This is a genomic window from Bavariicoccus seileri WCC 4188 (assembly GCF_000421665.1).
In the GTDB taxonomy this organism is placed as follows: Bacteria; Bacillota; Bacilli; order Lactobacillales; family Aerococcaceae; genus Bavariicoccus; species Bavariicoccus seileri.
This window is the reverse complement of sequence record NZ_ATXL01000040.1, coordinates 1-20,954: the sequence shown is the minus strand read 5'-3', so window position 1 is coordinate 20,954 and position 20,954 is coordinate 1. Positions and strand designations below refer to the sequence as shown.

Annotated in this window: 20 protein-coding genes; 19 read left to right on the top strand and 1 reads right to left on the bottom strand. The window is 38.1% G+C overall.

All coding sequences use genetic code 11. The annotated features are described in order from the left end of the window. From H541_RS0108505 to H541_RS0108425, 17 genes are all read left to right on the top strand, one after another. On the top strand, window positions 1-231 hold a 231-nt coding region (locus tag H541_RS0108505; protein WP_022796897.1), incomplete at its 5' end, for a DDE-type integrase/transposase/recombinase. A 72-nt stretch (window positions 232-303) separates the two neighbouring features. Continuing rightward, a complete protein-coding gene (locus tag H541_RS13655; RefSeq protein ID WP_276202763.1) occupies window positions 304-660 on the top strand; it encodes an alpha-amylase family glycosyl hydrolase in 357 nt (118 codons plus the stop codon). Window positions 661-674: 14 nt separating this feature from the next. Further along, window positions 675-1,433, top strand: coding sequence for an alpha-amylase family glycosyl hydrolase (locus H541_RS13725; protein WP_276202762.1), 759 nt, complete (start codon window positions 675-677; stop codon window positions 1,431-1,433). A gap of 265 nt (window positions 1,434-1,698) precedes the next feature. Next, window positions 1,699-2,454, top strand: a complete 756-nt coding sequence (locus tag H541_RS0108495; RefSeq protein ID WP_022796896.1) for a MurR/RpiR family transcriptional regulator — start codon at window positions 1,699-1,701, stop codon at window positions 2,452-2,454. A 66-nt stretch (window positions 2,455-2,520) separates the two neighbouring features. Then, a complete protein-coding gene (locus H541_RS12110; RefSeq protein WP_022796895.1) occupies window positions 2,521-3,372 on the top strand; it encodes an epoxyqueuosine reductase QueH in 852 nt (283 codons plus the stop codon). Between the two features lie 312 nt (window positions 3,373-3,684). Beyond that, window positions 3,685-4,419 carry a metal ABC transporter ATP-binding protein gene (locus tag H541_RS0108485; RefSeq protein ID WP_022796894.1) on the top strand — a complete coding sequence of 245 codons (735 nt, stop codon included), beginning with the start codon at window positions 3,685-3,687 and terminating at the stop codon, window positions 4,417-4,419. Beyond that, entirely contained in the window at window positions 4,409-5,266 is an 858-nt protein-coding gene (locus tag H541_RS0108480; protein ID WP_022796893.1) for a metal ABC transporter permease, read from the top strand. Before H541_RS0108485 ends, H541_RS0108480 begins: the two co-directional genes overlap by 11 nt. Further along, complete coding sequence (locus H541_RS0108475; RefSeq protein ID WP_022796892.1) at window positions 5,250-6,218, top strand: metal ABC transporter substrate-binding protein; 969 nt, start codon at window positions 5,250-5,252, stop codon at window positions 6,216-6,218. Before H541_RS0108480 ends, H541_RS0108475 begins: the two co-directional genes overlap by 17 nt. 305 nt (window positions 6,219-6,523) lie before the next feature. Beyond that, entirely contained in the window at window positions 6,524-6,991 is a 468-nt protein-coding gene (locus H541_RS0108470) for a CBS domain-containing protein (RefSeq protein ID WP_022796891.1), read from the top strand. A gap of 302 nt (window positions 6,992-7,293) precedes the next feature. Further along, window positions 7,294-7,413 (top strand): putative metal homeostasis protein, encoded by a 120-nt coding sequence (locus tag H541_RS13435; RefSeq protein WP_022796890.1) that lies wholly within the window; start codon window positions 7,294-7,296, stop codon window positions 7,411-7,413. 16 nt (window positions 7,414-7,429) lie between these two features. Further along, entirely contained in the window at window positions 7,430-7,579 is a 150-nt protein-coding gene (rpmG, locus tag H541_RS0108455) for a 50S ribosomal protein L33 (protein ID WP_022796889.1), read from the top strand. Between the two features lie 142 nt (window positions 7,580-7,721). Then, a complete protein-coding gene (locus H541_RS0108450) occupies window positions 7,722-8,741 on the top strand; it encodes a metal ABC transporter substrate-binding protein (RefSeq protein ID WP_022796888.1) in 1,020 nt (339 codons plus the stop codon). 175 nt (window positions 8,742-8,916) lie between these two features. Continuing rightward, window positions 8,917-9,360: a Fur family transcriptional regulator gene (locus tag H541_RS0108445; RefSeq protein ID WP_022796887.1), complete on the top strand. Its 444-nt coding sequence runs from the start codon at window positions 8,917-8,919 to the stop codon at window positions 9,358-9,360. Between the two features lie 183 nt (window positions 9,361-9,543). Further along, complete coding sequence (gene helD / locus H541_RS12105) at window positions 9,544-11,805, top strand: RNA polymerase recycling motor HelD (RefSeq protein ID WP_022796886.1); 2,262 nt, start codon at window positions 9,544-9,546, stop codon at window positions 11,803-11,805. Beyond that, window positions 11,795-12,577 (top strand): DUF2238 domain-containing protein, encoded by a 783-nt coding sequence (locus tag H541_RS0108435; RefSeq protein ID WP_022796885.1) that lies wholly within the window; start codon window positions 11,795-11,797, stop codon window positions 12,575-12,577. Before helD ends, H541_RS0108435 begins: the two co-directional genes overlap by 11 nt. Before the next feature lie 234 nt (window positions 12,578-12,811). Then, on the top strand, window positions 12,812-13,453 hold the full coding sequence (locus tag H541_RS0108430; protein ID WP_022796884.1) for an NAD(P)H-binding protein: 642 nt from the start codon (window positions 12,812-12,814) through the stop codon (window positions 13,451-13,453). 203 nt (window positions 13,454-13,656) lie between these two features. After that, entirely contained in the window at window positions 13,657-15,018 is a 1,362-nt protein-coding gene (locus H541_RS0108425; RefSeq protein ID WP_022796883.1) for an MFS transporter, read from the top strand. 313 nt (window positions 15,019-15,331) lie between these two features. Here the strand turns inward: H541_RS0108425 and H541_RS0108420 are convergent, their stop codons facing one another. Next, window positions 15,332-16,723 carry a uracil-xanthine permease family protein gene (locus tag H541_RS0108420; protein ID WP_022796882.1) on the bottom strand — a complete coding sequence of 464 codons (1,392 nt, stop codon included), beginning with the start codon at window positions 16,721-16,723 and terminating at the stop codon, window positions 15,332-15,334. A gap of 1,040 nt (window positions 16,724-17,763) precedes the next feature. Between H541_RS0108420 and H541_RS0108415 the strand changes: the two genes are divergently transcribed. Together H541_RS0108415 and pepT are read left to right on the top strand one after the other, a co-directional pair. Further along, entirely contained in the window at window positions 17,764-19,401 is a 1,638-nt protein-coding gene (locus H541_RS0108415; protein WP_022796881.1) for a peptide ABC transporter substrate-binding protein, read from the top strand. Window positions 19,402-19,497: 96 nt separating this feature from the next. Then, window positions 19,498-20,721, top strand: a complete 1,224-nt coding sequence (pepT, locus tag H541_RS0108410; RefSeq protein WP_022796880.1) for a peptidase T — start codon at window positions 19,498-19,500, stop codon at window positions 20,719-20,721. The last annotated feature ends 233 nt before the right edge of the window (window positions 20,722-20,954 follow it).

The following is a 20,954-nucleotide window of genomic DNA, read 5'->3' as shown; positions in this document are numbered from 1 at the left end:
TATCAAGGGACAGAACATCGTACCATTAAATACCTGAATAATTTGATTGAACAAGACCATCGTCCAGTAAAGAGACGCAATAAATTCTATCGAAGTTTACGCACTGCCTCTACCACGATTAAAGGCATGGAAGCCATTCGAGGATTATATAAGAAAACCCGAAAAGAAGGCACTCTCTTCGGGTTTTCGGTCTGTACTGAAATCAAGGTATTATTGGGAATCCCAGCTTAAATCATAGATACCGTAAGGGATTTTATTCTTTATTTAAAACTTTGCAACAGAACCAGAGAAAGTATTTATAGCATGATGAGGCGCTGGTTCGAATTAGGAATCGACGGGTTTCGAATGGACGTCATCAGTCTAATCAGTAAAGATCCAACCTATCCTGATGCCCCTAAAAGTCTTCCTTATACAAAATCGTATTATGTCGGTGCTTCAAACGGACCGCGTGTACATGAATTTCTACAAGAAATGCATCAAGAAGTTCTTAAGGATTTTGAGGTAATGACTGTGGGAGAAACCCCTAATACGACAAGCGAACAAGCAAAGTTATATACGTTTCCAGAACGATCAGAGTTAGATATGGTTTTTCATTTTGATCACATGCATCTCGACTATGGTCGATATGGGGAAAATTTTCGGATATCCGTTTTAAATTAAGTGATCTCAAAAAGGTGTTGACCTTATGGCAAGAAGAATTGGATCATGGTTGGAATGCTTTATATTGGAGCAACCATGATCAACCTCGTGCTGTGACACGCTTTGGAGATGACGGTGACTATCGCGAATTATCTGCCAAAATGCTAGGAACCTTGCTACATATGATGAAAGGAACTCCTTATATCTATCAAGGAGAAGAAATAGGAATGAAAAACGTCCCGTTCGATTCCATTGCTTCTTATCAAGACATCGAAACGAAATATTTTTACCAAACAATGAGGGAAGCTAAGGAGTCTGATCAGTTCATTAAAAAAGCTGTTTATCTCAAATCTAGAGATAATGCACGAACGCCAATGCCTTGGGATCATTCACTAGGGTATGGTTTTTCAACTGGGAAACCTTGGATAGATTACTCTCCTGATAACGCTCAAATCACCGTCAGTGATGCACTTAAAGATTCAACTTCTGTTTTCTACCACTACCAACGGTTAATTGCATTACGTAAAGAATTTCCTATCATTGTGCATGGACGTTATCAGCTGATTGCCGCAGATGATTCAGATATTTATGCTTATATCAGAGAATACAATGACCAAAAGATGCTGGTTATCTGTTCATTCAGTCCCTATACGGTGAACTTTGTACCTCCACAAGAAGTTGAAGGTATAAAAGGAAGATTGCTATTATCAAACTATGAGGACTCTTCGAAAGAATGGCCTGATAGAACTGTAAGTTTAAGACCATACGAAGCGCTTGTATACCTCTCAAAATAAAACGAGATACTAACGATTCACTACGTCATCACCAATAGCATGTTTGTAGCTTTTTTGAAAAACTAGGCTCATGGATTAAAAGATATTTAGTATGAAAGAACCTATCGCATATAGGTTCTTTTTTAAAAGGGAATCATTATTCTATGGTATACTAACGACTAGAGTGGTGGTACAGGTGTTGGTGCCAATAAAAGATGTAGCAAAGCGGACAAATGAGTAGGTAACGAAATCAATTATTAGGACACCATACAAAAGCGAGGACCCAATGGATTTTAACCAACAAATACAATTGAACTATGATGGTTTATCAACAAGTGATAAAGAAATGGTCCAATATATCAAAAAGAACCGCGAAGAAGTCATTTCATTATCAATTGTTGATCTTGGAGAAAGATTGCTGTCATCTAAAAGCACTGTATTAAGGTTAGTGCAAAAATTAGGGTTTAGAGGTTACTCTGACTTCAAATACAGCTTAGAGCAATCACTTCATGATACTTTTATAGCACCAAGTGACTTGACAGGTGAGTTAAAACAAGAAATACTAAAAACCTTTCAATACGCAGAACAAACGAACTTTCAACCCTTGCTAGATAAACTAAAAACGGCCTCAACAGTTTTGATTTATGCGACTGGTTTTAGCCAAAATAATTATTCTAAAGAGTTTTCGAATGATCTAGTATTATCTGGTAGACCTAATTATCTTGTATCAGGTGAAAGTAATTTTAGGTTAGTAGCACAAAACTTGACCCCAAAAGATTTGGTGATTGTGACCTCTTTAGGGGGCAATACCAATCATATTCGTCAAATTGTGACGACCTTAAACTACAATGAGGTTCCAATTTGTAGTGTGACTAAATTTAAGAAAAGTTTCTTGAGTGAGCATGCTACTTTCCAACTCTATTATGAAACGACAGAACTACCGCCAAAAGAGGTTGTCCCAATGGAATCGATGGTGGGGCTAAATATCATTCTTTCCATTCTCGGTCGTAAGTACAAGGAGTTTATTTTATTTGATGAGTAGCAGTGGAGAATACTTTTTACCATAAATTTTTTGTTATACACTTGAACAATCAACGAGGTGAGTCATGTGATCGAAGCTCAACCATTTTTAGAGCGAATGAAAAATCAAAAAATCAACTATGATCGTGTGTTGCGTCAGATGATCAAGGTATGGGAGAAGGAAGAAGCGCGTCCTTCTATTTTAATCCATAGTTGTTGTGCGCCTTGTAGCACGTATACCTTGGAGTTTTTGACCCAATATGCGGATGTAACGGTTTATTTTGCTAATTCGAACATTTATCCACGGAGTGAATATGAACGCCGCGCATTGGTTCAACGAAAGTTTATTTCTGATTTCAATGAAAAAACTGGCAATGTTGTCGGTTTTATCGAGGCACCATACGAGCCATCAAAATTTGCCAGGATGGTTATGTCTCAAGAGTTACAACATGAACCAGAAGGTGGTAAACGGTGTTCGGCTTGTTTTCAAATGCGGCTAGATTTAGTTGCCGAACAAGCGGCCAAGAGAGGGTTCGATTATTTTGGTAGTGCCTTGACGATTTCGCCAAAGAAGAATTCGCAGGTCATCAATTCAGTTGGAATGGATATCCAAAAAATTTATTCGGTCAATTACTTACCAAGTGATTTCAAGAAAAATAACGGTTATTTAAGGTCGATTGAGATGTGTAAAGAATATGACGTCTACCGTCAGTGTTACTGTGGGTGTGTTTTTGCGGCTTCTCAACAAGGTGTAGACTTGAAAGCAATTAGAAAAGAAGCGGAAGCCTTTGTCAAAGCTCATCAAGAGGAGTGGGGGGATTTGCTAGAGGAATCAACTCAAATAGAGGCGGGTGTGGACGAAGAACAAGCGCAAAAGATTGCTTTTTCCATCACGAGACCGACAAGTGAATCAGATAGAATCTCTAAACAGCAGTCATGAGAAAGAAGGTGTCCAAGTAGACAACTTCTTTTTTTGTGACAGTTTACAAAAAGTGACGATGTGTGACGGTATGTGAGTATATAAAAAGAGACGATTTATGGACCATTTTTAGAAGATATCGATTGGCATGTGTAAGAAAATGCAATCAATGATGTGAAGATTACAAAAGGGATGGCATAACGATTTTTATTTCGCAAAAACACAATATTTAGTTTACTTATTACAAAAATTAAGTTAACTTAATTTTGAACAACAAATTATTTAAGGCTATTAAATTTAAGACTACTAAAAAATATGAAAGGAGGAGTTATAGTGATAGATATCAAACGTCTTAGCGTGATCTATCCAAATGGTGTCAAAGCCCTCGATGATATTAATCTGACGTTTTCTGAGCGGAGTGTCACGGGAATCATTGGACCTAATGGTGCTGGTAAATCTACTCTGATGAAGTCCATTTTGAATCTCGTGTCACATAGTGGAAAAATCACAATAGATGGCGAGGATGCCACAAAGGAATTGAAACAAATCGCTTTTGTTGAGCAAAAATCACACGTTGATTATACCTTTCCAATCACTGTCCGCGAATGTGTGTCTCTAGGTGTTTATCCTAACCTGGGTCTGTTCAGACGGCCTAAGGCTAAGGATTGGAAGAATGTTGATGAAGCGTTGGATGATGTCGGCCTTGCGGATTTTGCAGGGCGTCAGATCAGCGAGTTATCCGGAGGTCAATTTCAACGGATATTAATGGCACGTTGTTTGGTGCAAGGTGCTAAATACATTTTTCTAGATGAACCGTTTGTAGGGATAGATTCAGTGAGTGAAGCAATCATTATGCGGATTTTGAAGGAATTGAAAGAAAATGGGAAGACGGTTTTGATCGTCCATCATGATCTTAGCAAGGTAAAGGCTTACTTTGATAATCTCGTGATCCTAAACAAAGAATTGATTACGATTGGTAAGACGACTGACGTTTTTACACCAGAAAACTTGGTAAAAGCTTATGGAGACAATGTCGTGATCCAAGGGGGCAACAAAAATGATAAGTAATTTCATTTCAGGATTACAAGAATTCCAATTTTTACAAAATGCCTTAGTGACGGCTTTGGTTATCGGAATTGTATCAGGAACTGTCGGTTGTTTTATCATTCTTAGAGGGATGTCACTCATGGGAGATGCCATTTCTCATGCAGTTCTTCCAGGTGTTGCGATTTCCTTCATGCTAGGCATCAACTTCTTTATCGGTGCTATTATAACAGGTATATTAGCGTCATTAATCATTACGTTTATTGGTAATCATAGCGTGATTAAAGGAGATACTGCCATTGGGATAACCTTTAGTTCTTTCTTAGCTCTAGGTGTTATTTTGATTGGGGTTGCGAACAGTTCAACAGATTTATTCCATATCTTGTTTGGTAATATTTTGGCAGTACAGAATTTTGATAAGTGGGTCACTATTGTGGTTGCAATTATCGTTTTAGCAGTTATCGCATTGTTCTTTAAAGAATTATTGATTACATCATTTGACCCAACCATGGCGCAAGCCTTTGGAATGAATGTTAAATTCTATCATTATCTGTTGATGGTAATGTTGACTCTAGTTGCCGTAACGGCTATGCAAAGTGTCGGGACAATCTTGATTGTTGCCATGTTGATTACACCTGCTGCAACAGCTTACCTCTTTACAAATAGTTTGAAATCGATGATTTTTCTCTCATCATTTTTGGGAGCATTGGCTTCCTTAGTAGGTTTATTTATCGGATATTCATACAACATCGCTGCTGGATCTAGCATCGTTTTAACAGTAGCAGCATTCTTCTTGATTGGTTTCATTTTCTCACCTAAACAACACTTTTTCGGAAAGAAGGTTAATAAAAAACATGCAGAGATTCAGTAAATGTTTTAAATTAATAGGCTTGTCATTTTTAGCCTTATTCATCTTAACCGCTTGTGGAAAAAGCGAAAACAATACGACTAATGCTTGGCCGGATAACGACAAGCTGAAAGTTGTGGCTACGAATTCAATCATTGCTGATATGATCAAAAATATCGCCGGAGATAAGATTGAATTACACAGTATGGTGCCAGTTGGTAAGGATCCCCATGAATACGAACCACTACCTGAAGATGTAACTAAAACGACAACTGCAGATTTGATTTTTTATAATGGCATCAACTTAGAGACTGGTGGTAATGCTTGGTTCACCAAATTAGTTGATAATGCTGGTAAAAAAGAGAATGAAGATTACTTTGCTGTCAGTGACGGCGTCGAGGTCATCTATTTAGAAGGTGAAAGTGACGGCGGCAAGGAAGACCCTCATGCGTGGTTAAATTTGGATAATGGGATTGTTTATGCTGAGAATATCGCGAAACAGTTGATCGCCAAAGATCCTGATAACAAAGATTATTACCAAGAACATCTAGATGATTATGTTGGTAAGCTATCTGCTTTGAATGAACAAGCTAAGACGGAGTTCGATTCGATTCCTGAGTCTAAAAAACTGATTGTGACTAGTGAAGGATGTTTCAAATATTTCTCTAAAGCTTATGATGTTCCGGCAGCTTATATCTGGGAGATCAATACAGAAGAAGAAGGGAGACCTGATCAAATCAAAACATTAGTTCGTAAGTTGCGTGATTCTGATGTTCCAGTGCTATTCGTAGAAAGTAGTGTCGATGAACGTCCTATGGAAACTATTTCATCGGATACCGGATTGCCAATCTATGCTAAAATCTTTACCGATTCAGTTGCTGAACCTGGAGAAGACGGAGATAGCTATTATGCCATGATGGAATGGAACTTATCTAAAATCTACGAAGGCTTATCACAAGATACACCAGAAAAATAATTATTATTGAAACTGTAAAGGATGCAGATGTTCCTCAGAGTTAAGAGGAATCTGCATCCTTTTTGCTGTTTACTACCGTCTAATAGTTGTTACTGAAATCCTAACCATTAGTTTATTCTAACTATTTTCCTGCTATTTCCCTACTATTATTCCTACTATTAAATATCTGATAAGTTAGGGTATTAAGATTGATTTATTTGCTAGTTATCGTTACGATTAATGGAGTAGATTGAGTAAAGGTTATCAAATTTATGTCGATTAGCACCGTGTAAAATTTGCCATCAACAGAGTAGGAGACGCTAAAAATGACGACTAAGGTACCAACAGATAATAGTAATCAATTTGAACAAACTAAATTATATGCCCATGTTACTGTCGCCTCTTTATTGACGTTAAAAGCGACTGTGGCTACTTTAAATGAAAACTCTACCATACGACAAGGTTTAGAGAAAATGCGATTCCATGGTTACAGTGCTATTCCAGTTTTATCAGATGATGGTGATTATATTGGAACATTAACAGAGGGAGATTTGTTATGGCATCTGATTGATGATGAGAATAATTCGTTACATGATCAAGAAAAAGGTCAAATTAGGGATATCATCAGAAAACCTTTCAATCCTGCTGCGACCATAGATACACCTTTAAAAGAGGTACTCTTAAAAGTAATGGATCAGAATTTTGTGCCTGTGGTAGATGATCGACACAAATTTGTAGGTATCATTACGCGTAAGACGATCATTAAGTGTTACGCTGATCGATCGCTTTCTTAAAATAAAGAGGCTTCTTTATATAGAAGTAAAAAGATTTGTTTGACTGCAGTTTTTCCAAAAAATGGAAGAACTGCTTTTTTATTTGGCAAGTTTTAATCGTCTTAGGATGGCTTTTGAATGGCTTTTGAAACATTTTTGGATAGTTTAGTGAGGACTATAAGAAGTTAAGAGCAAATGATTTTCTATTTTTACTTGCCATATAGCACTTTTCATAGTATCATTGTAAAACGTAACGGATACGTTTTATGGTGACAAGGGGTTACTACGACTAACTGTAAAGCCAATAGAAAGAAGGAATCATTGTGGAAAAAACAGATGTTTCAACTGCCTATAGAAATATTAAAAATAAAAATATCAAGACAAAACGTCGGGCGAAAAAAATTTTAAGAGCAGCTAAAGCGAAAAAAAGTGGTAACGCATAATTAGGAGGAATTCAAAATGAGAAAACATATATTGTTAGAATGCAAAGAGACTGGCGAACGTCTTTATTTAATGAGCAAAAATAAGAAAAATACACCAGATAAACTAACTCTCCAAAAATACTCTCCAAAGCTTAGAAAAAAAGCTGTCTTTACAGAAGTTAAATAAGAGTTTAATTTTTCTGAAAAGAAAGAGTCATGGTGAAACTACTTGTCAAATTTAAGTTAGAGTAGTAAGATAACAAAGCGGAATAGTTACGATTTACAAGAATTGTAGCAACAGAAAGTAAATTATTTAAAGGGATGATAGAATGAAAAAATCACTTAAAACGGTTTTGATAACTGCTTTCAGTGCCTTAGCATTACTTGGTTGTGGAAATAATACAAGTGACTCAGGAAATGGCAATAATGACTCGGCTGATGATACTACTAGCGAACAATCGGATATATCGATTGTAACAACCTTCTATCCAATGTATTACTTTACAAAGGGTATTGTTGGGGATGATGCTGATGTCTCTATGTTGATCAGTGGTGGGACAGAACCCCATGATTATGAACCATCTGCAAAAGCAGTGGCTGGTATTACTGATGCTGATGCTTTTGTTTATAACAGTGAATACATGGAAACCTGGGTGCCATCTATTGTTGATGGATTAGATACAGAAAAGACGACGGTAATAGAAGCTACCAAAGATATCGATTTGATGGAATGTTCTGAAGAAGATGACCACGATCATGAAGGAGAAGGCCATGAAGACGAAGACCACGACGATGTAGAACATGAAGAAGGTCATGATCATGAACATGAGTTTGATCCACATGTCTGGTTGGACCCCGTTTTGGCACAACAAGAAGTCAAGACAATCACTGAGGCTTTAGTGGCTAAATACCCAGAATATAAAGAAGCATGGGAAAAGAATAGTGATGAATTAGTTGGCAAATTAGAAGATTTGAACCAAAAATTTGAAACTGAATTGAAAGATGCTAAGAATCGGACATTTGTGACACAACATGCCGCTTTTGGCTACTTATCAAAACGCTATGATCTTATCCAACAACCTATTGCTGGATTATCTCCAGAAGAAGAACCAAGTCCAAAGCGTGTAGCTGAGCTCAAGGAATTTGTCGACGAGAATCAAATCTCTGTCATCTATTTTGAAGAAAATGCTACTAGTGCAGTATCAGAAACATTAGCTAAAGAAACTGGCGCTAAAACAGAAGTATTAAGTCCACTAGAAGGTATTTCGGATGATGATTTAGCTAAGGGTGTTGATTACATCACTGTAATGGAACAAAACCTTGAGAATTTGAAATTAACGATTAAATAATATATCACGATCAAGTAACACAGAGTCATCAGGTAGGCAGTTAGCCGAACAATCTCAATCTGATGAAAGAAACTAACCTCTTACGGTGGCTCTTCTTTTTGAGTCAAGTGTTTTGAATGTGGTATAATATGATGTGATAAAGCACTATTGGGACAATCAAAAAGGAAGTATAACTATGAGTCATGATCATTCTATTGAAGATGCTTTAAAACAATTGGATAAACATGGTTATAAGCATACCAAAAAGAGAGAGACGATGTTGACGAATCTGATAGATCGCGATGGCTATCTATCAGCTAGGGAAATGTTTGAGTTATTGAAACCTATTTTTCCTACGATTAGTTATGATACAGTCTATCGTAATCTACATGATTTTTCAGTGATTAACCTGGTTGAAGAAACCGAGATAAATGGTGAGATGAAATTCAAATATCAATGTGGCGGCGGTCATATTGGCCACCATCACCACTTCATTTGCACGAAGTGTGGGGCAAGTCGAGAAATCGAAATGTGTCCAATGGATTTCTTTCAAGATCGGTTACCCGGATGCAAAATAGAAAGTCATCGCTTTGAAATATTCGGTCTCTGTGAGAAATGTGTTGCCGCATTTTCAAGATAGGCGAATGGCCTATAGCAAAAAGAAGTTGTGATATTTTTGTCACAACTCTTTTTTTGTATAAAAAGCTAATGACAAAGGCTTTTTTAGGACTTTAGTCACTATCGGTTGACAACTATTTTATGGTAAACTGTATCTCGTTACATTATAGTTTCTTTCTCTAAGAGTTTATAAAGGAGAGTTTGAATGACGTCAACAGAATCACAAAAAGAACAAGTTTACTTGGATCAAGTGTATGAAGAACTACTAAAAGCTAAGAATCGTCTAGAAGACTATTTAGATCAAACCAAAGATAGTGGGTTATCTCAAATCAAAGCGATGTCTGGAGATTTGAGTCTCAATTTTAGCAATGATTCGGATAGTTTAGAAACATATGCCATGTTGGAGTCCAAGAACCGGGAAATCGATCAAGTTAATTTTCAACTCAAATTGACGTCTGAACAACTGAAAAGAATTGTGAATTTGTTGCGGTCACCTTATTTTGGAAAAATCGGAGTGGATTTCTTAGAACAAGAACCAGTGGAATTTTTCTACATCGGGACGAACAACTTTAGTAACGGTGAAGGAGCAGACTTGATTTATGACTGGCGTGCACCAATAGCTGAGTTGTTCTACAACAACGAGACTGGTCCATCTGGTTATAGGGTTAATGATCAGGATATTTCTGTTTCAATTGAGAATAGACGCCAATTCATCATTAAAAAGAACCAGCTACTCCGCTTTTTCGATACGACGGTCGCTATCCAAGATGACATCTTGTTAAAGGTATTAGAGACAGATGATACAGGGTTCATGCAAGATATTACGGCGACTATCCAGAAGGAACAAAATCAGATTATCAGAGATCAGGTTCATCCCAATATTTTGGTAAATGGCATCGCTGGTAGTGGTAAAACTTCGACAATCATGCAGCGTATCGCCTATCTGCTCTATAATTTAAGAGCAGAAGTGTCAGCTGATAACATGATTATTTTTTCGCCTAATGATTCTTTTGTGCATTACTTGTCACATGTCTTGCCTAATTTGGGGGAGAAGAATCCGCTTAATTTGACATTATTGAGGTATGTATCAGATAACTTGGGATTAATGGTTGAAAAAGAGCCTGTTTACTTTGAACGTGTCAGTCAATCCAGTTTATCTCAAGAAATCAACGTCATTAGATCACTTCGTTTTGTTACTGCAATAAAGGAAGCAGGGGAACTTCTCAAAACGACAGCTACTTCTTTTGAGGCAATCACGAGCCGTGGAAAAATCGTTATCTCAAAAAAAAGAATTAAACGATTCTATGAAGAGACAGATCCGCTACTTTCCTATTCAGAACGCTTGCAAGCTACGAAAAATAAAATAGCAACTTATTGGACGCGTCAGCTACAAAAGACTGCTAAAAGTGACGCTATTCAGAATCAAGTGCTATCGCTTTCGGAAGGGCTACAACGTAAGTATTTTGGGAGTGAAATTGCTGATGATTCTACACAAAGTGTTTTGCGATATGGCTATCAGCTACTAGATCGTAAATATGGGAGTGTTCGTTCTAGTATTGCCCACTATAAGTGGCTCGATTACCGTGACTTGTTTGCAACTATCTACGCTGAGTTAGAGGGTGAGACATATGTTTGGCAAGACGAAAATACAGTTACACTTGATGAAGCAGTCGGATTATTGTTGATTAAACACTTTTATGTGGAACGTTTGGAAGAACGGACGATTCGCTTTGTTTTGATTGATGAAATACAAGATTATACAGTCGCTCAATTGGCGCTTTTATTTGAACTGTTTCCCAAAGCACGCTTTACAGCAGTTGGTGATGAGAATCAAGCTATTTTTAATTCCTATTCACCATTTGACCAGATTGCGACTTTATTTAAAACCAACCAGAAGAGCCTAGAACGCTATGATCTTTTGAACAGCTACCGGTCTAGCGGAGCCATTACAAACTTGTTTAGCCATGTGCTAAAAAACAATGGTCAAGAACCATCAGAAAGTATTGATATTATTCCAGTTCGACCAAAAGGGGAATTGCCTGTCTTGTGGGCCCAAGATGAGTCAAATGATATTAGTGAGATTGTGTCTGCGATTATTACAAAAGATAATTTAGATTCCCTAACTATCCTTACAAAAACGCAACAACAAGCTAATCGCTTAAAAGAAATACTGGGACCAGATATGAAGTGGGTAAAAAAAGACAGCGAAAAATGTAGTGTTACAGTGCTCCCAATTTGCTTAGCCAAAGGGTTAGAGTTTGATAATGTCTTGGTGTATGATGTGTCGAAAGAGGCATATCAATCCAAAAAAGATTATAAGGTACTGTACACACAGATGTCGAGAGCGATGGAACGCTTGTATATTACCTATTTAAACGATGATCCAGCGGACATTTTACTTTCGGCAGTCGATCAACAGCTGATGGTGACAAGTGATCCATGGTATGGAGGAGAGAATGAAGAGTAACATTGAGAAATATGTCTATGTCGGTTTTAGGGTGATTGTCTTAAGTGTTTTAATCAGACAACTTTTTATTGGAAACTGGAATAGTGCCTTTTTATGCGTATTGACTCTTTTCCTATTTTTAATTCCGAACTTTTTGGAAAAACGGTTAAATGTGAGTTTGCCGATCGTTTTGGAAATTACAATCCTAATTTTTATTTTTTCGGCCGAAATACTTGGCGAAATCAGTAATTTCTATGGGACATTCAAACAGTGGGATACGATTCTTCATACTGTTAATGGTTTCTTGGCTGCAGCTATTGGGTTTTCATTAATTGATATCATTAACCAACGGAATTTGTTTCATATCAGCATGTCCCCGTGGTTTGTGGCTCTTGTGGCTTTCTGTTTTTCGATGACGATTGGTGTCTTATGGGAATTTTTTGAGTTTGCGGGAGACCAATTGTTCAATAAGGATATGCAAAAAGACCGTATTATCCAAAAATTATCTTCGGTAGACCTCAATCCTGAAAGAAAGAATGTGCCTGTGATCATCGAAAACATCGATCATACGGTGATCTATTATCAAGATGGAGACCAGATGAAGACCGAATTAGTCGAGGGTGGCTACCTAGATATCGGGATCATTGATACAATGAAAGATTTGATCGTCAATTTCGTTGGAGCTGTCACTTTTTCGGTTTTTGGTTTTTTATATATTACACGCCGAGATAAATTTCAATTTGTAGATGATTTTATTCCAAAATTAAATGAGAAAACAGTTCCCGATAAATGATTCATGGTCAGTAGCTATTGATAGTCTTTTTATCAAACAGCTACTGATATTTTTTCTATGAACTAGCTTTTGTGCGATTGTTTGCATTTGTTAATGTAGCTATAAAACCACTTTTCTTGAGCTTTTCGTTAAAAAGCCATAGGATAATAATATGAGAGATGGAGGATGACCATGATTTACTTCTTTTAGTAGATCATTCAGCAGGTCATTCAAGATAAGAAGAAAAAGTGGGTTATGCGAAATGTATTGATTCTTGGTGCAAACGGTAGGATAGCCAGAAGAGTGAGCGAGATGTTCCTGAGAGAAAGTGATATTTATCAGAGTCACTACTTGAGAGACAGTGAGCGGTTGAGGCTGAGAGATGATAGTAAAGAAGCTATTATTGAGGGCGATGTGCGTCATCTCGACGTATTGGAACAAGCGGTGGCGACTGCTGACATCGTTTATGCTAATCTAGCAGGTCCAGATGTCGTTGAAGAAGCTAGAGCCATTATAGAAGCGATGACTCATACAGGTGTTAGGCGTTTAATTTGGTTATCAGCTTTAGGTGTTTATGATGAGGTTCCTGGTTCATTTGGGGAATGGAATCATAACATGTTAGATAGTGCCCTTTTAGAACGTTATGGTGAGGCAGTGGATTTAATTGAAGCGTCAGAGCTTGATTACACGATTGTTAGATTGGCTTGGTTAACGAACAAGAATGAAATTGATTATGAACTGACACAAAAAGGGGAGCCCTTTAAGGGGACGGAGGTATCACGAAAATCTGTGGCTGCTTTAGTGCGGTCATTGATCAAAGACCCGTCTCAATACCAAAGAGCATCACTCGGGATCAATAAACCACATACTGATGGCGATAAACCCGCTTGGTATTAAGTATCAAGCTAGTAAGTTGATTAAGAGAAGTAATTGCTAAAATAGGATGGATATTCTAAAATAGTAATAGATCAAATCGTACAGATAGCACTTAGGCCGAGTGGCTTAAGTACTGATTATAAAGGCGGTTTCTAGTTTATATAGAAGCCGTCTTTTCGTGTGATGTGGGGTCTAATGTTTAAATTAGTATAGGGTGTGGTTACTTGAATGAGATAAAAACATACAAATTATTACCAGCAATCTTAGCGATGGGCGCTATGTCGTTTTCGGGGGTATTAATTGAAACGGCAATGAATGTGACCTTTCCAACTCTGATTAAAGATTTTGGCGTGACGACGGGTCAAGTGCAGTGGGTCACGACGATCTACCTATTGATGATCTCAATCATCGTGCCGCTCTTGCCTTATCTTCTGAAGCAATTGAGTGTGAGGACGTTGTTTGTGCTCTCAAATCTGATGTTTCTAGCGGGCTTGGTGACAGACTTTTATGCAGTTAATTTCCTGATGCTGTTGCTTGGTCGGCTCCTACAAGGTGTCGGTACTGGGATCGCATTACCGTTAATGTTTCATGTGATCCTCAGCCAGTCTCCAGTTGAAAAACGGGGAACAATGATTGGTATTGGAACCTTGACGACTGCCATTGCTCCAGCTATTGGCCCAACGTATGGTGGTTATTTGACGGCAGCATTATCTTGGAATTATATTTTCTTGTTTTTGGTGCCGGTCTTGATCCTGTCTCTTGGTTTAGGGCTTTATGCGATTCCAAACGAAACGGTTGAAAAGTCGGGTGTGCTAGATGGCTTGAGTTTAATTGGACTAGTCCTATTTTTCTCGGGCTCTCTCTATTTTTTGAGTGAACCAGGAAGTAGGATGGGATTAATTTCTTTAATTATCAGTGTGCTAGGACTGGTATTATTTATTTTTAGGTCTAAGAAAGTGGCTATGCCATTGATCAGACTAAGTGTTTTAAGACAGGGTGACTTTAGATTATGCTTGGTCAGTTTTTTGGTCTGTCAGCTGTTGTTATTGGGCTTGTCTTTCGTGATTCCAACTTTTATGCAGACGGTACAGAATGAAAGTGCCCTTGTTGCTGGACTGACCCTTTGCCCGGGAGCTATTATTTCAGCAGTCTTATTACCTTTTTCGGGTAGAATACTTGATCATGTGGGACCGAGAAAGCCAATCATTATCGGACTGGTGGTTGCTAGCTTAGGCTGGCTTGGCTTGATCTCAGTCCTAGATAATCCAAGTATCATAGGCTTTATCATCGCCCATGTCATCTACATGATAGGCTCGGGCTTGTGTTATAGCAATTTAATGACGACAGGGATGAATGCCTTAAAAGCGGGAGACCATCCAGATGGCAATGCCTTGTTTAACACACTGCAACAATATGCAGGCGCACTTGCGACAGCGCTAGTGGCCTCTATTTTGAATATAGCTCAACAACACTTGCCAGGTGATTTTAAGACTGTGACGACTATTGGCGCACAATTGGGATTAGGTGTCCTGTTGATCCTATTATTGCTGGTATTATATAGTTGCATCAGAAGATTGCCTGCATGATTGTAGCGTGTGGTGTAGAGCATAGTCTAGAGCAGAGTATATAATTGTCTAGACGACGTGTTAAATGATGCGTTGTGTTTAGATGATATTTTAACAGAATAGTGTTTTTCTATTGTGAGTGTTATTGTTTCAGTTATTGTTACAGTAGTAAAAGAGGCAGCGACAAATTTCTTGTCGCTGCCTCTTTTCATATTAAAGGTCTGATAGGAGATATGCTTATAGGTGCTGTTATAAAATAAACACTAAAACAAATGCTGTAATAGATGCTTAAAAATAAAATCTAAAGCTACTAACAAAACGAGTTGTAGCTAGTTTAATCCTCTTTCTTTTCAACTAAGATAATATTCAAAAACAAGGCTACAATCGTACCAGCTGAGATACCTGAAGAGAATAGAGCATTCAATATACCTGGTAATGATGCTGTTAATTCTGGTTTAAATGACACCCCAAGTCCGATGGCTAGTGAAGAGGAGATGATTAACAGGTTGCGGTTATTATAAGGTACTTTAGAGAGTGATTGGATTCCTGAGGCTGCAACGGTCCCAAATAGTAAGATACCAGCACCACCCAAAACTGGGGTTGGCATGATTGAAACAAGTGTCGCAAATTTAGGGAATAAGCTCATGATGATCAAGATGACTCCACCAAAGATAGCAACGATTCGGGAAGCATTTTTAGTTAATGGAATCAGACCAGCATTTTGACTGAATGTTGCGACTGGTCCACTACCTAGAACTGGTCCAATCATTGAGCCAACACCGTCACAGCGAACGCCAGCAGCGATTTGGTCGTCAGTTAACTCTTGGTAAGTGACTTGGCCAATAGTTTGTACAACACCAACGGTTTCAATCACAGTGACGAGATATCCTGCAAGGAAGGGGAGGATGTAGGCTGGATTTAAGTCGATGCCAAATGGTAGGATTTTTGGTAAAGCAAACCATGGGGCATTAATGACTTGAGCGAAGTCTACTAAGCCAAAGGGAATACACACGAGGTAGCCGATTGCCATCCCAATGAGGACGGCAGCTGAAGCAATGTTTTTTGGTGCATAATGGTTGATCACGGTGATTACTAGAAAGACAAAGCTAGCAATCGTGATGTTTTGAAGAGAGCCAAAATCAGCTGCACCTGCGCCACCTCCTACCCAATCGAAGGCAACAGGCATCAATGTCATTCCCATTAAAGTGATAACCGTTCCAGTAACTACCGGTGGGAAAAAACGCATCAAAGGTTTAATAAAGTAGCTTAAGACAACTTCGATAATTGCACCTAGAAATGTTCCGCCGACGTAGCCTGCCATACCACCACCCATTGTATTGATGACAGCATTGGCTGGAGCCACAAAACCAAAGTCTGTTCCCATAATCGTCGGGAGTCCTGAACCAACTTTAAACCATTTAGGACCAACTCCATAAGATTGGATGATTGAAACGATACCAGACACTAATAAACCTGCACTGACTGTAAAAGCAGTCATCGTGACATCGAGCCCTGCAACTCCTGCAATGACGAGTGGTACAGCAATGATTCCACCAAAAGCTGTCAGGACATTTTGAAAGCCGAGAAGAACTGAAGGCACAAATCCAGGATTATCATCTACTTGGTAACGCAAGTCATTTTGTTGACCAACGACAGTGCGTTCTGTTAAGTCTTTTACAGTCATGCTTTTTTGCTTTGATTTGACGTCAGGTGAGTAGGTTTCCATAATCTCTCCTTTAAAATACGAACTAAAAGTAATAAAATAGATAATATCATTCGTTAAACATGTCGTTATTATATCACGGCTCTGTTATAAGTAAAGGTGTTTAAGTGAATTTCCAAACAATAGATAAATGGTCATAGTCATCAAATTCCCGCGTGATGCTGAGATGAAAAAAAGACTTCCTCGCGTATTGAAATATTGTTCAATGAAGCGATGACCATAACTTATCTTGAAAAATGGCAAGTAAGTTTACTGTTTTTGCTGACCATTGTCATTATCAATATGATCAATCTCAGTTTATTACATAAAAAGAAATGGAAGGCTTAAAGGTCTTCATTCTTGCTAGAAAAGATGTATAGTTACTTTTCATAAGGTTGTTTGTCGGGTGAAAGATTAGTTGTTCATCTGTTTAGATTGACAAGATATACGCAACGTGATTTAATGACAGTATATTATAAATGACGTTGATGAGAAAAGTAGGGTTATGATTCGATTAAAGAGAGTCCTGTCTGGTGAAAGGGATATCGATGAGTGATGTGAAAATGGTCTCTGAGTTGACTGTCCGAATGGTTTAAGATAGTCCAGGTCTGCCTGTTATAGCAGTTCAGTATTATTGTACTGATAAGAGTGTGTGTTTGGTATTTGTAACGGTCATTAATGTTTGGACTGTTAACAATCAGCAACGCAAATCAAGGTGGTACCGCGAACTAAGATCATTTAAAAATGACTAGCTTTCGTCCTTAGATGTTAACTGTGACATCTAAAGACGAAAGCTTTTTTGTTTTTGGGACAAGATTCTTAGTAGAACTAAGTAGATGAATCTCGTTTAAAACTCTTTATAGGATTTTAATAGGATTTATATAAAGAGTTTTACATAGGACTTTACATAGAAGCTTACAAGGGACTTTACATAGAACCTTGCAAAGGACTTTACAAAGAATCTTTATTAAGAGTCTTATAGAAGATCTATTGGAACCATTCGAATCACGCATTTCAATGTAGGTTAAAGGTAATGAGAAATAATAATTAATGGGGGAATTGTAATGAAGAGATGGCAAAAGTTAGTATTAACTGTAGTAGCTGCGGTATCACTTGCAGCGTGTGGTAATTCAAATGGCAATGGGTCGAGCGACGGAGGTAATGGGGAATCAAAGCGGGATATTAGGGTCAGTTTGTCAGCGCAGTTGACGACTTTAGATACAACGCAAACGACAGATAAAGTCACTTTTACGGTAGCACAGCATTTGTTTGAAGGGTTATATCGCTTAGATGAAACGAGTGAGCCAGTTCCAGGGTTAGCTGAATCAGTGGATATCAGTGAAGATGGAAAGACGTATACTTTCCATTTGAAGGATGGTATCAAGTGGAGTAATGGTGATCCAATCACTTCAGCAGATTTCTTGTATAGTTGGACTAAAATGGTTAATCCAGATACGATTGGGCCAAATGCTTATCTTTTAGATAATGTGGTTAATAGTTTAGAAGTGCGAAATGGTGAAAAGTCATTCGAAGATATCGGTTTATCAACACCAGATGATCAAACGTTTGTGGTTGAATTGGTCAATCCACAACCATCGTTCTTATCCGTTATTTCGATTGCGTGGCTTGCACCACAACACCAAGCCTTTGTAGAGGAACAAGGTGATCAATATGGTCAAAATAGTGACGCATTATTGTACTCAGGACCATTTACATTGAGCGATTGGGATTCAACATCAGAAACATGGACGCTTAAGAAAAATGACAATTACTATGCCGCAGATGAAGTTAAACTAGATCAAGTGAACGGTTCAACTGTGAAAGAGGAAAGTACAGGTATCCGTTTATTCGAGAGTGATGAAATTGATTTGACTAAGATCAGCGGGCAATATGTTAGTCAATATAATAACCAAGATTTCTTTGTGTCTGAACCGGAAGTGGCTAATGTCTTTTTAGATTTCAACAAAGTAGCAGTTGAAGCCTTAGGTAATGTACATGTTAGAAAAGCAATTGCTTTAGCTATTGATAAAGAAGGCTTGGCTATTAGCGTGTTAAATGATGGGTCAACACCACTGAATGGTTTAGTACCGGCAAGATTGTACGCCAATAGTAAGACTGGTGAAGATTTTAGAGCATACAGTGGGGAATACAATGTCTTTGACTTGGATGAAGCGAAGTCAGAATGGGCAAAGGCAAAGGATGTCGTTGGAGATGGTGTGACATTGAGCCTGATCATCAAAGATACGGATACAGATAAACGTGTCGGTGAGTATATCCAATCTCAGTTACAAGAGAACTTAGAGGGATTGACGATTGATTTGAAACCTCAACCAGCAGCAAATGTTAATCAATTACGGAAAGATAAAGATTATGAACTGTCTCTCTCTGGCTGGATTGCTGGAAGCAGCGAGATCAATTCTTATTTCAACCTGTATAAGACGGGATCGTCTTATAATTACGGTGGTTATGACAATCAAGAATACTCGGACTTGGTGGATAAAGCTATAACAGTGGACGCAAACGATGACGATGCAAGTTTTGCTGATTTCAAAGCTGCAGAGAAAATCTTATTAGAAGATGATGCCAGTCAAGTCCCATTGTATCAAAGTGCTGCTAGCTACTTGATCGATACGAAAGTCAAAGGGATTGTTTTCCATTCTTATGGCGATTACTACAATTTAAGAACAGCTTATATCGAGTAAATCGTTATTTAAATCGTTATTTAAATCATTATTGATTAGGTTATAATCAGCACCGAATGGGTGCTTACAAAATATTTTTTACGAGGAGTGCTGAGAGTGTCAAATCTGTTGACAGATTTTCTGAACTTTGCGAAGATCAATACGCGGTCCGATGAGGCTAGTGAGACGATTCCAACGACTAAAGGGCAAATTGAGCTTGCTCACGTGGTCGAAGAAAGATTGAAAGAGATTGGTTTAGATCATATTCAGTTCTATGACAAGAATTGTTTTGTGATTGGAAGGCTAGCAGGTCAGGTGGATAAGGAGGCGATAGGTTTTATTGCTCACTTTGATACAGCTGACTACAATGCTGAAAACATCAAGCCAATCGTTTGGGAAAACTACACAGGAGAGGATCTACTGCTTAACAAGAATTTGGGTGTTTATCTCAGAACGAGCGAATTTCCTAATTTGTTTGATTATGTAGGCGAAACGCTGATCACGACCAGTGGTGATACGTTACTTGGAGCAGACGACAAGGCGGGTATTGCAGAAATCCTTGGATTACTTGAGTATTATCGTGATCATCCTGACATCTCGCGTGGAGATATCTGGGTAGCTTTTGGGCCTGATGAGGAGATTGGTCGTGGAGCAGATCGTTTTGAAGTGACTGATTTTCCGGTCGCCTTTGCTTATACAATTGATAGTGGTCGTGTAGGACATTTTGAGTATGAGACCTTTAATGCTGCTAAGATTGATATTGAGATTCAAGGGACAGCGGTTCACACCGGCACGGCCTATGGTCAACTAGTTAATGCGATTAAACTAGGAGAAGCGATTGATCAAGCTCTGCCACAGGATGAAGTACCTGAAAAAACGAGAGGGTATGAAGGGTTTTATTTCCTTCATGATTTTGTGGGTAGTAATGGCAAAGCTGAACTTTCCTATATTATAAGAGACCATGATAGTGAGCAGTTTGCTGAGCGCAAAAAAATACTGATTGATATTATCAATAATCTGAATCAATCATTAGACCGTGAACGAATCACCTACACGATCAAAGATCAGTACTATAACATGAGACAAGTCATCGATAAACATCCAGAAGTCGTGGATTTAGCCGTAACAGCGATGAAGAATCTAGGGATAGAACCAGTTGTTGAACCGTTTAGAGGTGGGACAGATGGGTCTAAGATTTCTTTGAAGGGAATCCCAATTCCAAATATATTTACTGGGGGAGAAAATTTTCATGGCCAGTTTGAATTCATCACACTAGAGGCTATGGAAAAAGCACGAGATACCTTGATTGAAATTGTTCGTTTAAATGGTGAAAAAGAGTAAAGTAGAATAAAGTAGAATAGATAAGAAAGTAAGGATAAAAACAGGAGTCTTGGTTTCTGCGATATCCTCATATATAGGATAAGGAAACACAGTGTTCTATATAGGAAGGATATCACAACTAGACTCCTGTTTTTGTGTTTAGATCTGCTACTAACTTAGATCTGCTACTAACTTAGATCTGCTACTAACTTAGATCTGCTACTAACTTAGATCTGCTACTAACTTAGATCTGC

Bases quoted from the DNA above. Each gene is read 5' to 3' on its own strand.
- H541_RS13655 (WP_276202763.1), top strand. From the start codon at position 304: ATGATGAGGCGCTGGTTCGAATTAGGAATCGACGGGTTTCGAATGGAC.
- H541_RS0108495 (WP_022796896.1), top strand. From the start codon at position 1,699: ATGGATTTTAACCAACAAATACAATTGAACTATGATGGTTTATCAACA.
- H541_RS0108480 (WP_022796893.1), top strand. From the start codon at position 4,409: ATGATAAGTAATTTCATTTCAGGATTACAAGAATTCCAATTTTTACAA.
- H541_RS0108475 (WP_022796892.1), top strand. From the start codon at position 5,250: ATGCAGAGATTCAGTAAATGTTTTAAATTAATAGGCTTGTCATTTTTA.
- H541_RS0108470 (WP_022796891.1), top strand. From the start codon at position 6,524: ATGACGACTAAGGTACCAACAGATAATAGTAATCAATTTGAACAAACT.
- rpmG (WP_022796889.1), top strand. From the start codon at position 7,430: ATGAGAAAACATATATTGTTAGAATGCAAAGAGACTGGCGAACGTCTT.
- H541_RS0108450 (WP_022796888.1), top strand. From the start codon at position 7,722: ATGAAAAAATCACTTAAAACGGTTTTGATAACTGCTTTCAGTGCCTTA.
- H541_RS0108445 (WP_022796887.1), top strand. From the start codon at position 8,917: ATGAGTCATGATCATTCTATTGAAGATGCTTTAAAACAATTGGATAAA.
- helD (WP_022796886.1), top strand. From the start codon at position 9,544: ATGACGTCAACAGAATCACAAAAAGAACAAGTTTACTTGGATCAAGTG.
- H541_RS0108435 (WP_022796885.1), top strand. From the start codon at position 11,795: ATGAAGAGTAACATTGAGAAATATGTCTATGTCGGTTTTAGGGTGATT.
- H541_RS0108430 (WP_022796884.1), top strand. From the start codon at position 12,812: ATGCGAAATGTATTGATTCTTGGTGCAAACGGTAGGATAGCCAGAAGA.
- H541_RS0108420 (WP_022796882.1), bottom strand. From the start codon at position 16,723: ATGGAAACCTACTCACCTGACGTCAAATCAAAGCAAAAAAGCATGACT.
- H541_RS0108415 (WP_022796881.1), top strand. From the start codon at position 17,764: ATGAAGAGATGGCAAAAGTTAGTATTAACTGTAGTAGCTGCGGTATCA.